13 protein-coding genes are annotated in these 13697 nt (G+C 65.3%); all 13 read left to right on the plus strand.

The window, feature by feature from the left end; genetic code table 11:
* The first annotated feature begins 54 nt into the window (after positions 1-54).
* Positions 55-255 carry a hypothetical protein gene (locus D2N39_RS00840; protein WP_119133305.1) on the plus strand — a complete coding sequence of 67 codons (201 nt, stop codon included), beginning with the start codon at positions 55-57 and terminating at the stop codon, positions 253-255.
* Between the two features lie 67 nt (positions 256-322).
* Positions 323-826 carry a DUF4405 domain-containing protein gene (locus D2N39_RS00845; protein WP_119132922.1) on the plus strand — a complete coding sequence of 168 codons (504 nt, stop codon included), beginning with the start codon at positions 323-325 and terminating at the stop codon, positions 824-826.
* A gap of 125 nt (positions 827-951) precedes the next feature.
* Positions 952-2445: a 4-hydroxyphenylacetate 3-hydroxylase family protein gene (locus D2N39_RS00850; protein ID WP_119132923.1), complete on the plus strand. Its 1494-nt coding sequence runs from the start codon at positions 952-954 to the stop codon at positions 2443-2445.
* A 44-nt stretch (positions 2446-2489) separates the two neighbouring features.
* Positions 2490-3623, plus strand: a complete 1134-nt coding sequence (locus D2N39_RS00855; protein WP_119132924.1) for an aromatic ring-hydroxylating oxygenase subunit alpha — start codon at positions 2490-2492, stop codon at positions 3621-3623.
* Between the two features lie 28 nt (positions 3624-3651).
* Positions 3652-4920, plus strand: a complete 1269-nt coding sequence (locus D2N39_RS00860; protein WP_119132925.1) for a flavin-containing monooxygenase — start codon at positions 3652-3654, stop codon at positions 4918-4920.
* Positions 4921-4934: 14 nt separating this feature from the next.
* Positions 4935-5351 carry a RidA family protein gene (locus tag D2N39_RS00865; protein ID WP_054303431.1) on the plus strand — a complete coding sequence of 139 codons (417 nt, stop codon included), beginning with the start codon at positions 4935-4937 and terminating at the stop codon, positions 5349-5351.
* A 155-nt stretch (positions 5352-5506) separates the two neighbouring features.
* On the plus strand, positions 5507-6181 hold the full coding sequence (locus D2N39_RS00870; RefSeq protein ID WP_119132926.1) for a DUF1028 domain-containing protein: 675 nt from the start codon (positions 5507-5509) through the stop codon (positions 6179-6181).
* A complete protein-coding gene (locus D2N39_RS00875; protein ID WP_233557017.1) occupies positions 6174-7670 on the plus strand; it encodes an aldehyde dehydrogenase in 1497 nt (498 codons plus the stop codon). Before D2N39_RS00870 ends, D2N39_RS00875 begins: the two co-directional genes overlap by 8 nt.
* A 44-nt stretch (positions 7671-7714) precedes the next feature.
* Complete coding sequence (locus D2N39_RS00880) at positions 7715-8668, plus strand: LysR family transcriptional regulator (protein ID WP_119132927.1); 954 nt, start codon at positions 7715-7717, stop codon at positions 8666-8668.
* A gap of 188 nt (positions 8669-8856) precedes the next feature.
* Complete coding sequence (locus D2N39_RS00885) at positions 8857-10938, plus strand: oxidoreductase (RefSeq protein WP_119132928.1); 2082 nt, start codon at positions 8857-8859, stop codon at positions 10936-10938.
* Between the two features lie 3 nt (positions 10939-10941).
* Positions 10942-12012 carry an ABC transporter ATP-binding protein gene (locus D2N39_RS00890; protein ID WP_119132929.1) on the plus strand — a complete coding sequence of 357 codons (1071 nt, stop codon included), beginning with the start codon at positions 10942-10944 and terminating at the stop codon, positions 12010-12012.
* Complete coding sequence (locus D2N39_RS00895) at positions 12009-12887, plus strand: ABC transporter permease (protein WP_119132930.1); 879 nt, start codon at positions 12009-12011, stop codon at positions 12885-12887. Before D2N39_RS00890 ends, D2N39_RS00895 begins: the two co-directional genes overlap by 4 nt.
* Positions 12880-13671 carry an ABC transporter permease gene (locus D2N39_RS00900; RefSeq protein ID WP_119132931.1) on the plus strand — a complete coding sequence of 264 codons (792 nt, stop codon included), beginning with the start codon at positions 12880-12882 and terminating at the stop codon, positions 13669-13671. The genes D2N39_RS00895 and D2N39_RS00900 overlap by 8 nt, the downstream gene beginning before the upstream one ends.
* Positions 13672-13697 lie beyond the last annotated feature (26 nt).

Below are 13697 nucleotides of genomic sequence, written 5' to 3' on the forward strand. Positions count from 1 at the left end.
GCAAGGCTGCCCATGGGCTTGACCCCGGCCTGCGATTGGTCGAGATCACCCGCCATGAAGGCAGAACTTTCCGAAGACGGGCAAAGCTTCACACTGACGCGCGGCGCGTGGTCGAACAGCTATCCGCTGGCCGATCTGCCAAAATGGATGGCCTTCTATCGCAAGCAACCGCTGGACTTTCCGAAATCGGGCGATTCCTATGCCGCCTCGATTGCCGCGCTGGAGGCATTGGCCGCCCGGCTGGACCAAGGCTGATCCGCGACGGAAACCCGGCGGCGCGGCGTATCAGGGGAACTGACCCTGATGCACCGGAAGCCTCCTCATGAAATCCATGTTTCTTCGCTATGCGACCCCGTTCACCACCGGGCTGTTCCTCGTCTCGCTCGTCTCGGGGGTGGCCTTGTTCTTTCATATCGGCCCGATGGCCTTTCACGGCATGCATGAATGGCTCAGCATGGTGCTGATCCTGCCCTTCGTGCTGCATGTCTGGCGGAACTGGCGGCCGATGACAGCCTATTTCCGCCATGTTCCGATGATGGTGGCGCTGGCGGCATCGGTTCTGGCGGGGGCGGTGTTCTTCCTGCCGTCTGGCGGCACCGGCCAGGGCGGGCGTCCGCCGCAATTCGCAGTGGCGAACCGCCTTCTGGCGGCCACCCCCGCCCAAGTCGCCCCCGCGCTGGGCCTGAGCGAAACCGCGCTGCGTGAAAGCCTGACGTCGGCGGGCTTTGCGGTGCCGACCGGGGCTGAAAGCCTGCACGATCTGGCCACCGCCGCCGGACAGCAGGACAGCGCCATTCTGGCGGTTCTGGCCAGCACGGCGAACTGACCGCGCGCCGGGCCTTTCCGGGTCGGGCATCTTAGGAAAATCCTAAGCCAAGCTGAAAAACAGTTTGCTTTCGCCTGACCCGGCTCTGCGGCACTCTGGTTGCAATTCCAGAGGAACCCGCAGCCATGATCCGCACCGGCACAGAATACCGCGAGTCGATCCGTGACGGGCGTGAGGTTTACGTGAATGGCGAACGCGTGGCAGATGTCGGCAGCCACCCCGCCTTTCGCCCGCTGGTCGAGATGCGGGCCCGGATGCACGATATGGCGCATGACCCGGCCAGCCGCAAGGTGATGACCGTTACCCGCAACGGCGAGACGCAGGCCCTGTTGAACGCCCTGCCCTTCACACAGGCCGATTGGTGGGCCAAGCGCCGCGCCACCGATGCCGTGCTGGACATGGCAGGCGGCATCGTCACGCGGATCGGGGATGAAACCGTGGGCGAGATGTGGTCGCTGCACGATTGCGCAGACGCGCTGGCGGAACTGGACCCGCAATTCGCCCCGAACATCCGCAGGCATGTCGAACGGGTTCTGACCTGCGACCTGTTCCACGTCTCTGGCAATGCCGGGCCTACCCCGGACGGATCGGACATGGCGCTGCATGTGGTGCGCGAAACCGATGCCGGCGTGGTGGTGCGCGGTGCCAAGTATGAAACCGCCGCAGCCTATGCCAATCAGGCTTTCATCAAGCCGACCTTGAGCGGCTGGGGTGAGGCGGCACAATCCGACAGCGCCATCGGCTTCATCTGCGACATGGCTGCCCCCGGTCTGAAATTCCTGTGCCGCGACAGCTTTGCCCGCCCCGCAAGCGCCGAGGATTTCCCGCTATCCAGCCGGTGTGACGAGGTGGATACGCTTCTGATCTTCGATGATGTGCTGGTGCCCTGGGAAAATGTGATTTTCCACCGCCAGGCCCGCGCGGCCATGCAGGTCCGCGCGACACTGCACCGCTATTCCGCCTTCGCCTTCATGCAGCGCAGCCTGCGCATGGCCGACATGCTGATCGGCGTGGCCCTTCTGGCTGTGCGGCAGCGCGGGTTCGACCGTCAGCAGACCGTGCAGGAGAAGTTGACGCGGCTCGCGCTTTACCGCGAATCCATCCACGCCCATCTGACCGCAGCCATTGCCCTTGCCGAACGCTCGCCCGCCGGGCTGATGATGCCGAACCAGAGCCTGCTTTACGCAGGCCGGATGCATGCCACCGGGCAATTGCCCGCGATGATGCAGCACACGCGTGAACTTTGTGGCGCCCAGATTGCGCTGATGCCGGAGACCGCGGCCTTTCAGGCGCCCGACACCGCACCCTGGCTGGAACGCTGCTATGCGGATGACGACTGGACTGCCGAGGACCGTCGCCGCCTGATGGCCTTCGCGCGCGACCTTCTGAATTCGGACTACGCGGGCCACCGTCTTACCTTCCAGCTTTTCGCCGAAGGCCCGCCCTATGCGCAGCTTGCCACCGTCTATCGCAACTTCGACTGGGAAGGGCCGATGACGCTGGTGAAAGACTGCGCCGGGCTTTCCGACCGGGCGGCAGGCGCCGACAGGCTGGTGCCGGGCGACTCGGCCGTATCGAAATGGTTTGCCACCGAAACCCCGCGCGGCCCCGCGCATTGAAAGCCCGTGCATCGCAAGCCCATGCATCGAAAGAAGGACCGCAGATGAACCACCACGCGCCGCTCAGCCCCGCCGCCGAACTTCATGCCAATGTCTCGGTCCCGTTCGAACGCGCTTTCGCCATGCCGAAATCGGTTTATACCTCGCCCGAGTTTCTGGCGCTGGAACAAAGCCATGTCTTCGCGCAGGACTGGCTTTGCGCCGGTCGCGCCGAAAGCCTGCCCGATCCGGGCGATTATCTGACCATGGAAATCGCGGGCGAGCCGGTCGTGGTGCTGCGCGACCGTGACGGCGCCATCCGCGCCATGTCGAACGTCTGCCGTCACCGTATGTCCACCCTGCTGCAAGGGCGCGGCAAGGTGCGGGCCATCACCTGCCCCTACCATGCCTGGACCTACAACCTTGACGGCAGCTTGCGCGGCGCACCGGCGATGACGCTGAACGAAGGTTTCTGCAAAGAGGCGCTGGGCCTGCCCGCCATCCGCTGCGCGGTCTGGCAGGGCTGGATCATGGTCACGCTCAACCCCGAGGCCCCCGCCCCGGCCGAGGCATTGGCCGAAGTAACCGATCTTATCGCCCCCTTCGACATGACCGGCTACCGCGAGACCTTCCGCGAGAGTTTCCGCTGGGCGACCAACTGGAAGGTGCTGGCCGAGAATTTCATGGAAAGCTACCACCTGCCGATGTGCCACGCGGGCACCATTGGCGGCGCGTCGAAGCTGGAGGAAATGGTCTGCCCGACCGGCGGCGCGGGGTTCAACTACCACTGGATTCTGAAGAATGATTCCGTGCCGCTGGCACTGGCGCATCCGTCGAACACCACGCTGGAAGGCGATGACCGGCGCAAGACCTGGCTGCTGGCGATCTATCCCTCGCTGCTGATCACGCTGACGCCGGGCTATTTCTGGTATCTCTCGCTCACCCCCGACGGGCCGGGCCATGTGCAGGTGCTGTTCGGCGGCGGCATGTCGGAAGACTGGCTGGCCGACCCGGCCGCGGAGGCGCATCTGGCCTCGGTGCGGGCGCTGCTCGACGATGTGAATGTCGAGGACAAGGGCTGCACCGAGAAGGTCTATCGCGGGCTTTGTTCCGGCCTCGCGCAGCCCGGCCCGCTCAGCCATCTGGAGCGGCCAAATTTCGAATTCGCCCAATACCTTGCCCGCCGCATCCCGGCCTGAGGCATTCCGGACAACAAGGAAGAACCCCATGTCAGTCGAAAGAACCGAGGCGCTGGTGGTCGGCGCCGGACAGGCCGGCATCGCCGCCAGCGAACACCTGACCCGCGCGGGCATCCCGCATCTGGTGCTGGAAAAGGATCGCGTCGCCGAACGCTGGCGCAGTTGCCGCTGGGATTCGCTGGTGGCGAACGGCCCGGCCTGGCACGACCGCTTTCCGGGGCTGGAATTCGCGGGCGACCCCGATGCCTTTGTCGGCAAGGAAGGGGTGGCTGATTACCTTGCGGCTTACGCCCGCAAATATGACGCCCCGATCCGTTGCGGGGTCGAGGTGAAGGGCGCGACCCGACTGCCCGACCGCGCAGGTTTCCGCGTCGAAACCTCGCAAGGCGTGATCGAGACAACCTATCTGATCTCGGCCACCGGCGCGTTCCAGACCCCGGTCATTCCGCCGCTGGTGCCGGAAAGCGCAGGGATCACCCAGATCCATTCCAACAGCTACCGCAACCCCGCGCAATTGCCCGAGGGCGGCGTGCTGGTGGTGGGCGCCGGATCGTCCGGCGTGCAGATCGCGGACGAACTTCTGGCCTCGGGCCGCAAGGTCTGGCTCTCGGTCGGGCCGCATGACCGCCCTCCCCGCGCCTATCGCGGCCGCGATTTCGTCTGGTGGCTGGGCGTGCTGAACAAATGGGACGCCGACGCGCCGGAAGGCGCCGAACATACCACCATCGCCGTCAGCGGTGCCCATGGCGGCGCGACGGTCGATTTCCGCAAGCTCGCCGCGCGGGGCATGGTGCTGCTGGGCCGGACCGAAAGCTTCGAAGGCGGCAAGCTGCACTTCGCCGGTGACCTCGGCACCAATATCCGCCGGGGCGACGCCAATTACCTGTCGCTGCTGGACGAGGCCGATGCCTGGATCACCCGCAACGGCCTGTCCCTGCCCGAGGAACCGCAGGCGCGCGAGATCGGGCCCGACCCCGACTGCATGACGCAGCCGATCCACACGCTTGACCTGAAGGCTGCTGGCATCACCACGATCCTCTGGGCCACCGGCTTCAGCAATGATTTTGGCTGGCTTCAGGTCGATGCGCTGGATGACAAGGGCCGCCCCCGCCACCAGCGCGGCGTGTCGTCGGAACCCGGCGTCTACTTCCTCGGCCTACCCTATCAGTCGCGGCGCGGATCCTCCTTCATCTGGGGCGTCTGGCACGATGCGAAATTCGTGGCCGACCATATCGCCAAGCAACGCAGCTACCTTGCCTATCGCGCGCCCGGCGAAACCGCCGCCGCCGCAGAATGACCCGGAGAGACCCAATGGCCCATACCCGCTACCGCAAGTTCAACACCCGCGACACCTACCCCGAGCAGCGCCTCGACAATGACCTCTGTCAGGCGGTCGCCACCCGTGGCGGCACGACGCTCTGGATGCGCGGCCAATGCCCGCAGGATCTGGACACCGCGCAGAACATCGCCTCGCATGATCCGGTGGAACAGACCCACAAGGTCATGCAGAACATCCGCCAACTGGTCGAGGAAGCCGGCGGAAAGATGGAACATGTGGTGAAACTGGTGGTCTACCTCACCGATGTGCGCCACCGCGAGGCGGTCTACCGGACCATGGGCGAATATATCAAGGGTGTGCACCCGGTCTGCACCGGCCTGACCGTAGTGGCGCTCGCCCGCCCCGACTGGCTGGTGGAAATCGACGCCACCGCCGTCATCCCTGATTGATCCCACAGGACCGGGGGTTTCACACCCCCGGACCCCCGTGGGATATTTCTGGACAGAAAATGAGCCTGGAAAGCGCCCTTGCCATTTTCTGTCCGAAAATATCCTCGGGGGTCCGGGGGCAGACAGCCCCCGGCGTTTTCCGAAAGAGACCCGGCATGACCTTTTCCCTTGTTGCCCGCTGCGCGAAGACCGGCCAGTTCGGCATGGTGATCTCCTCCTCCTCCCCCGCCGTGGCGGCGCGCTGTGCGCATGTGCGGGCGGGCGTGGGCGTAGTGGCGAGCCAGAATGTCACCGATCCCACGCTGGGGCCGCTGGTGCTGGAGGCGCTGGCCTCGGGCCTTGGCGCGGAAGCGGCGCTTGCGAGGGTGACGACGGCGCGCGCGCATATTGACTATCGGCAATTGCTGGTCGTCGATGGCAGCGGTGCAACCGCGATCCATTCCGGGCAGCAGGTGCTGGGCATCTGGGCCGAAGCGCGGGGGCAGGATTGTGCCTCGGGCGGCAATCTGCTGGCAAATGATGGCGTGCCCGCTGCCATGGTGGCGGGGTTCGAGACGGCCACCGGCCATCTGGGTGACCGCCTGATCGCCGCCCTACGCGCCGGACTTGCGGCAGGTGGCGAGGCTGGCCCGGTGCATTCGGCGGGGCTGAAGATCGCCGACCGGCTGGACTGGCCGCTGGCCGATCTGCGCTGCGACTGGACGGAAACCTGCCCCATCGAGGCGGTAGCCGCCGCATGGGAGGTCTATAAACCGCAGATGGCCGCCTATGTGCAGCGCGCCGAAGATCCGACACAGGCGCCTTCCTACGGAGTTCCCGGCGATGAATGACATCTCGCAATTCACCCGTGCCGACTGGCAGGCGCGCGCCGCCGTGCTGCGCTTCCGCAACCAGATCTGGCTCGACGGGCGCGCCGTGCCCGCCGCCTCGGGCGCGCGGTTCGAAAGCGTCAACCCGGCCACCGGCGCCGTGCTGACCGATGTGGCGCGCGGTGGAGCCGAGGACATCGACCGCGCCGTCGCCTCGGCCCGCCGCGCCTTCGAGGATGGCCGCTGGAGCCGCAAGACCCCGGCTGAGCGCAAGGAGGTGCTGTTGCGTCTTGCTGCGCTGATCCGCGAGAATGTGCCGGAACTAGCGCTGCTGGACAGTCTGGACATGGGCAAGCTGGTGAAGGATGCCGCGACCATTGACGCCCCTGGCTCGGCGCATTTTTTCCAGTGGCATGCCGAGGCGATCGACAAGCTTTATGACGAGATCGCCCCGACCGGCGGTCGCGATCTGGCCATGGTGCGGCGGGTGCCGCTGGGGGTGGTCGGCGCGGTGGTGCCGTGGAACTTCCCGCTGGATATGGCGACGTGGAAGCTGGCGCCGGCACTGGCCACCGGCAATTCCGTCGTGCTGAAACCGGCTGAACAATCACCGCTGTCGGCGCTGCGCTTGGCCGAGCTGGCCGCCGAGGCCGGTCTGCCCGATGGCGTTCTGAACGTGGTGCCGGGCTTTGGCGAGGATGCCGGGCAGGCACTGGGTCGTCACGCGGATGTGGATTGCCTCGTCTTCACCGGCTCGACCGCCGTGGGCAAGCTGTTCCTGCGCTATGCCGGTGAATCGAACATGAAACAGGTCTGGCTGGAAACCGGCGGCAAGAGCCCGAATCTGATCTTCCCCGACGCCGATCTGGAGGCCGCCGCCGATATGGCCGCCTTTGGCATATTCTTCAATCAGGGTGAGGTCTGTTCGGCGAACAGCCGGATGCTGGTGCATGCCTCGATTGCCGAGGAAATGATCGAACGCATGGCCGCCCGCGCCGCGCAGGCGCAGCCGGGCGACCCGCTGGACCCGGCCTCGGCCATGGGGCCGCTGGTGGACCGCAAACATGCCGATACGGTGATGGGGTTCATCGCCAGCGGCAAACAGGCCGGGCGGCTGGTCTGTGGCGGCGAGCGGATCGCGCGCAACGGCTCCGATGCCTATGTGCAGCCCACCATCTTCACCGATCTGCGCCCCGATGCTCGCGTGGTGCGGGAGGAGATCTTTGGCCCGGTGCTGACCATCCAGACCTTCAAGACCGAGGACGAGGCGCTGACCATGGCCAATAACTCGCCCTATGCGCTTGCCGCCTCGGTCTGGACCCGCGATCTGGGGCGGGCGCTGTCGGTCTCGGACCGGCTGAATGCGGGGACGGTTTCGGTCAACACGGTCGATGCGCTGAGCGCGATGACCCCGTTCGGCGGCATGAAGCAATCGGGTTTCGGGCGTGACCTGTCGATCCACAGTTTCGACAAATATTCCGCGCTCAAGACGACTTGGATCAAATACTGATCCGGGTTAGGCTGTCCCTAATCTGAACGCGGCTGAGGTAAGCCATGCCCTTGCGATTCACCCTGCGGCAGTTGGAATACCTCGTCGCCGTGGGCGAATGCGGCTCGATTGCGCTGGCGTCGGAACGGGTGAATGTGTCTTCGCCCTCAATATCCGCAGCGATTTCGCAGCTGGAGCAGGAATTCGGCCTGCCGCTGTTCGTGCGGCGCCATGCACAAGGGCTGTCACTGACGCAGGGCGGCAAGCAGTTCGTGGAACAGGCGAAAGTGGTCCTGGCACAGGCGGCGCGGCTGAACGATCTGGCCAACAGCATCACCGGCAAGGTGCGCGGGCCGCTGAACGTGGGATGTCTGCTGACCTTCGCGCAGGTGGTTCTGCCGCAGCTTCGGCGCAGCTTCGTCGATGCCTGGCCCGAGGTCGATTTCCACCAGTTCGAGCGCAACCAGTCGGAAATCTTCGACGGGTTGCGCAATGCGACGCTGGATCTGGCGCTCAGCTATGATCTGAACATCCCCGCCGATCTGGAATTCGTGCCGCTGGCGACGCTGCCCCCTTACGCTGTCTTGCCCGATACGCATGAGCTTGCGCACCTGGCCGCAGTCTCGCCCGCCGAACTGGCGGATTATCCGATGGTGCTGCTCGACCTGCCGCTGAGCGCCGAATATTTCCTGTCCTTCTTCACCGAAATTGGCGTGCGGCCGCAGATTGCTGAACGCACCCGCGACATGGCGGTGATGCAGAGCCTTGTCGGTCAGGGCTTTGGCTATTCCATCGCCAATATCCGGCCCTGGTCGGACAACAGCCCCGACGGGCGGCGGCTGCGCTATGTGCCGCTGACCGGGCCGGTCCGGCCGATGCGGCTGGGGCTGGTTCTGTCAGAAGGGGCCAGCGCCTCGCAGACGGTGCGCGCTTTCGTCGATCATTGCCGCGCCAATGTCAACGCGGAACGCGCCGCCGGGCTGCGGCTGCGGCTGGACGGGCCACAGCGCGATTTCTAGGCTTCCCCGGTTGCACAAGGCCACGCCACTTCGCCCAAAGCGAAGGCACGGCCGCCTTGCGTTAGCCGTAGCCTAATTCCAGCTTCCGAAGGCGATTATTTACCCGAAGCCCCCTGCCGGGTTCTGCTGGGGCAACCCCGCGTCCTATCGACGCCCTTTCTCGCCCTTCCAAGACGGAGCCCGGAGCCTTGCGCGATCCCCGCTACGACATCCTGTTTCAGCCCATGGCCATTGGCCCGCTGACCGCGAAGAACCGTTTCTATCAGGTGCCGCATTGCAATGGCGGCGGCTATCGTGACCCTTCCGCCGCCGCTGCGATGCGCGGCATCAAGGCCGAAGGCGGCTGGGGCGTGATCTTCACCGAACAGACCGAGATGCACCAGACCTCGGAAATCACGCCCTTCATCGAGCTGCGGCTGTGGGAGGACAAGGATATTCCCGGCCTGCGCAAGATGTCGGAGGCGATGAAGACCCATGGCGCGCTGGCGGGCATCCAACTGGCCTATTCGGGCATCAACGGGCCGAACTTCTATACCAAGGAAGTGCCGCTGGCGCCGACCGCCCTGCCGATCCGCACCTTCACCAATGATCCGGTGCAGGCGCGAGCGATGGACAAAAGCGACATCCGCAACCTGCGCCGCTGGTTCGTGAACGCGGCGAAACGCTCGAAACTGGCGGGGTTTGACCTGATCTGCCTTTACGGCGCGCATGGGTTTGGCATCTTCCAGCATTTCCTCAGCCGCGCCACCAACCAGCGGTCGGACGAGTATGGCGGCAGTCTGGAAAACCGCTCGCGCTTTGCGCGCGAGGTGGTGGCGGATATGCGCGATGCCGTGGGCGATACGATGGCGCTGACGATGCGGGTCAGCCTTGACGAAAGCATCGGCGATCTGGGCTTTTCCAATGCCGAGGTGCGAGAGTTCATCGAGATGAACGCCGATCTGCCCGATCTGTGGGATCTGGCGCAGGGGACGTGGGAAGATTGCTCCGGTCCCTCGCGCTTCAAGGAGGAGGCGGCGCAAGAGGTGCTGGTGAAGGGCATCCGCGAACTTTCCTCGAAACCCGTGGTGGGCGTGGGCCGCTTCACCTCGCCCGATGTGATGGCGCGGATGATCCGGCAGGGCACGCTGGATTTCATCGGCTGCGCGCGACCGTCGATCGCCGATCCCTTCCTGCCGAAGAAGGTGGAGGAAGGCCGGATTGAGGATATCCGCGAATGTATCGGCTGCAATATCTGCATCACCGGCGACATGACGATGAGCATCAGCCGCTGCACCCAGAACCCCACCTTCATGGAAGAATGGCGCAAGGGCTGGCACCCGGAAAAGATCGCCGCACGGGGTGAAAGCGAGAATGTGCTGGTGATCGGTTCCGGCCCCGCCGGGCTGGAGGCGGCGCGGGCGCTCAGCTTGCGCGGCTATGACGTGGCGCTGGCCGAGGCCGGCGATGCGTTCGGCGGTCGTGTGGCGCGCGAACGCTTGCTGCCCGGCCTGTCGGCTTGGGGGCGGGTGATGGATTACCGGCTCTATCAGATCGGCCAACGGCCGAATGTGCAGATGTATCCGGGATCGGAACTCGGCGTGGAGGAGGTGCTGGACTTCGGTTTCCAGAACATCTGCGTGGCGACCGGCAGCCAGTGGCGCGCCGATGGCGTGGCGCGGCAGCATGTGGTGCCGATGCCGGGCTTGGGCGCCCTGCCCAGCTTCACGCCGGACGACCTGATGGCGGGGCGGATGCCCAAGGGTCGCGTCGTGGTCTATGATGACGATCATTATTACATGGGCGGCGTGCTGGCCGAGCTTTGCGCCAAGGCTGGCTGCGCCGTGACGCTGGTCACCCCCGCCGCCTTCGTGTCCGACTGGACGCGCAACACGCTGGAACAGGGCGCCATTCACCGCCGTCTGGTGGAGGCCGGGGTGCAGATCGTGCTCAACACCGGCGTCACCGCATTGCGTGCCGACGGGGTGGAGGCCAACTGCGCCTATACCGATGCCCGCCGGGTGATCGAGGCCGATGCGGTGGTGCTGGTCGCCTCGCGCGCCTCGAACGATGCGCTTTACCACGGGCTGAAGGCGCGGCAGGCCGATTGGGCCGATGCCGGCATCCGCAGCGTGCAGATCATCGGCGACGCCGCCGCCCCCGGTCCGATCGCCTGGGCGACCTATGCCGGGCACCGCTATGCCCGCGAACTCGATACCGGCGTCTGGGGCGAGGACTGGGGCGATACGCTGTCCTTCCGGCGCGAGATCACCGAACTGGCGGCGGATTGAGCCATGGAACGCAAGAAAGCCATCGAGGTTCAGAACGTCGCCAAATCCTTCGGCAGCTTTCAGGCGCTGAAGGGGGTCAGCTTCGACATCTACGATAACGAATTCTTCACCATGCTGGGGCCGTCGGGCTGCGGCAAGACTACGCTGCTGCGGATGATTGCCGGGTTTGAAAGCCCGACCTCCGGCACCATCCGCCTGCATGGCCGCGACATCCTTGACCAGCCGCCGCACAAGCGTCGGGTCAATACGGTGTTCCAAAGCTATGCGCTGTTCCCGCATATGACGCTGGAGGCCAATATCGCCTTCGCGCTGGAAAATCTGGGCTGGGAAAATGCGCGCATCCGCGACCGCGTGGCGCAGATGCTGGACCTCGTGCATATGACGCCGTTCGCCCGCCGCCGCCCGGCGCAGCTTTCGGGCGGGCAGCGGCAGCGCATCGCGCTGGCCCGGGCGCTGGCGTCCGAACCCGAGGTGCTGCTGCTGGACGAGCCGCTTTCCGCGCTGGACCTGAAACTCCGGCAGGCGATGCGAGACGAGTTGCGCGCCTTGCAACGCGCCACCGGCATCACCTTCATCTTCGTGACCCATGATCAGGAAGAGGCGCTGGACATGTCCGACCGCATCTGCGTGCTGGGCGCGGGCGAGGTGCAGCAGATCGGCGCCCCGAACGAGATCTACGAAGACCCCGAAAACCGCTTTGTCGCGGATTTCATCGGCGAGACGAATTTCCTGCCCGCCGAGGTGGTTTCGGTCGAAGGCGACCGGGCGACGGTGACAACCCCGCTGGGGCCGGTCACCACCTGGCACAAGGGCGCGGTGGCGGGGGCGCCGGCCATGCTGTCACTCCGCCCCGAAAAGATCGGGATGGAGGATCAGGCCCCGGGCGAGGCGCTGCATGGCACCATCACCGGGCGCAATTACATGGGCGGCTATACCCATTACACCGTCACGGTGAACGGCACCGAATTGCGGGTGTCGAAACGCAATGCGGTGTCGCATGGTGCGAGCCTTGCCGTCGGTGCCCCGGTGCAACTGGCATTCCGCCCCGACAGCGCGCGGGTGCTTGCACGATGAGCTGGCGCGATTTCCGCATCTGGGGCCTTGCCCCCGCATGGGTCATCATGGCGCTGACGCTGGTCTTGCCCATCGGCATCGTGGTGCTGGTCAGCCTTTCCATCCGCGGCGCCTATGGCGGGTTTGACTGGGGCCTGTCCTTCGACAGCTATGCGAAGATCCTGTTCGAGGAGGATTGGGACGGCAACCTTGCCTTCACCCCGCAATACCTTGCCATCATCGGGCGCACGCTGTGGCTTGCCGGGCTGACGACGCTGATCTGCGCGGTGCTTGCCCTGCCCGCCGCCTATGTCATCGCGCAGGCCCCGGCGCGCTGGAAGGCGGTGCTGGTCTATCTGGTCACGCTGCCCTTCTGGGTGTCGATGATCGTGCGGGTCTATGCCTGGATCATCATTCTGGGCAATGACGGGGTGATCGAGAAAACCCTGCGCGGGCTTGGCCTTGTCACCGATATGGACAGCCTTCTGTTCACCAATGGCGCCATGCTCACGGGGTTGGTCTACAGCTACATCCCGCTGATGATCCTGCCGGTTTTCGCCAGTATCGAGAAGCTGGACCCCGCCTTGATCGAGGCGAGCCATGATCTTTACGGCTCGCGCTGGGTCACCGCGCGGCGGGTGATCCTGCCCCTGACCCTGCCGGGGCTGATGGCCGGCGCGGTGCTGGTCTTCGTGCCCTGCCTTGGCGCGGTGCTGGAGCCGATCCTTCTGGGTGGCGGCAAGACCATGATGATGGGCAATCTGATCCAGACCCAGTTCGGCGGCGGGCGAAACTGGCCCTTCGGCGCGGCGATTGCCGTCACACTCATGGTGCTGGTGATGGTGTTCCTGATGCTGAACGCGCTGCGCGCGCGGCGGGAGGTGGGCCATGCGTGACGTGCGGCGCTATCCCGGCGCGCGGATCTTCACCGCGCTGTTCTTCGTCTGGCTTTATCTGCCGATCCTTGTGGTCATCGCCTACAGCTTCAACGAAAACCGCCTCGCCTCGGTCTGGACCGGGTTTTCCTGGCGCTGGTATGAAAGCGCGCTGCAAAACCGGGCACTGCTGGATGCGGTGAAAATCTCGCTGACCGTGGCCAGCATCGCCACGGCCATTGCGACCACGGTCGCCCTGATGGCGGCGCTGGTGCTGGTGCGGGGGCGCGACGTGAAACTGCGGCGCCTGTCGGAGACCGTGGTGAACCTGCCCCTGCTGCTGCCGGAAATCGTGCTGGCGGTGGCGGTGCTGATCCTGTTCTCGCAGATCGGGTTGCAGAACGGCCTTCTGAAACTGGTGATCGCGCATTCGGCCTTCTGCATCCCCTTTGCCTTCCTGCCGATCCGTGCCCGCCTGCAAGGGATGGAGGCCGATTTCGAGGAAGCCGCACAAGATCTTTACGCCTCGCCCTGGGTCACGTTCCGCCGTGTCACCCTGCCCTTGATCGCGCCGGGGGTCTTTGCCGGGGCGATGCTGGCCTTCGTGATCTCGATGGATGATTTCATCACCTCGAACCTGCTCAACTCCGGCGGCTCGACCACGCTGCCGGTCTATATCTTCGGCCTGATCAAGCAGGGCACCACGCCCGAACTGAACGCGATTTCCACGCTGATCGTGCTGGGCTCGCTGATCCTTGCCACCACCGCGCTTGTTCTGACCTTCCGCAACCCCGACCGGGCATGAAGACCCGACCATCCTGACAGGAGAGA

This window comes from Gemmobacter lutimaris, from assembly GCF_003570715.1.
Lineage (GTDB): Bacteria > Pseudomonadota > Alphaproteobacteria > Rhodobacterales > Rhodobacteraceae > Gemmobacter > Gemmobacter lutimaris.

What these genes read in the sequence shown, in the direction of transcription:
- D2N39_RS00840 (WP_119133305.1), top strand. Translation starts at nt 55, where the DNA reads ATGAAGGCAGAACTTTCCGAAGACGGGCAAAGCTTCACACTGACGCGC.
- D2N39_RS00845 (WP_119132922.1), top strand. Translation starts at nt 323, where the DNA reads ATGAAATCCATGTTTCTTCGCTATGCGACCCCGTTCACCACCGGGCTG.
- D2N39_RS00850 (WP_119132923.1), top strand. Translation starts at nt 952, where the DNA reads ATGATCCGCACCGGCACAGAATACCGCGAGTCGATCCGTGACGGGCGT.
- D2N39_RS00855 (WP_119132924.1), top strand. Translation starts at nt 2,490, where the DNA reads ATGAACCACCACGCGCCGCTCAGCCCCGCCGCCGAACTTCATGCCAAT.
- D2N39_RS00860 (WP_119132925.1), top strand. Translation starts at nt 3,652, where the DNA reads ATGTCAGTCGAAAGAACCGAGGCGCTGGTGGTCGGCGCCGGACAGGCC.
- D2N39_RS00865 (WP_054303431.1), top strand. Translation starts at nt 4,935, where the DNA reads ATGGCCCATACCCGCTACCGCAAGTTCAACACCCGCGACACCTACCCC.
- D2N39_RS00870 (WP_119132926.1), top strand. Translation starts at nt 5,507, where the DNA reads ATGACCTTTTCCCTTGTTGCCCGCTGCGCGAAGACCGGCCAGTTCGGC.
- D2N39_RS00875 (WP_233557017.1), top strand. Translation starts at nt 6,174, where the DNA reads ATGAATGACATCTCGCAATTCACCCGTGCCGACTGGCAGGCGCGCGCC.
- D2N39_RS00880 (WP_119132927.1), top strand. Translation starts at nt 7,715, where the DNA reads ATGCCCTTGCGATTCACCCTGCGGCAGTTGGAATACCTCGTCGCCGTG.
- D2N39_RS00890 (WP_119132929.1), top strand. Translation starts at nt 10,942, where the DNA reads ATGGAACGCAAGAAAGCCATCGAGGTTCAGAACGTCGCCAAATCCTTC.
- D2N39_RS00895 (WP_119132930.1), top strand. Translation starts at nt 12,009, where the DNA reads ATGAGCTGGCGCGATTTCCGCATCTGGGGCCTTGCCCCCGCATGGGTC.
- D2N39_RS00900 (WP_119132931.1), top strand. Translation starts at nt 12,880, where the DNA reads ATGCGTGACGTGCGGCGCTATCCCGGCGCGCGGATCTTCACCGCGCTG.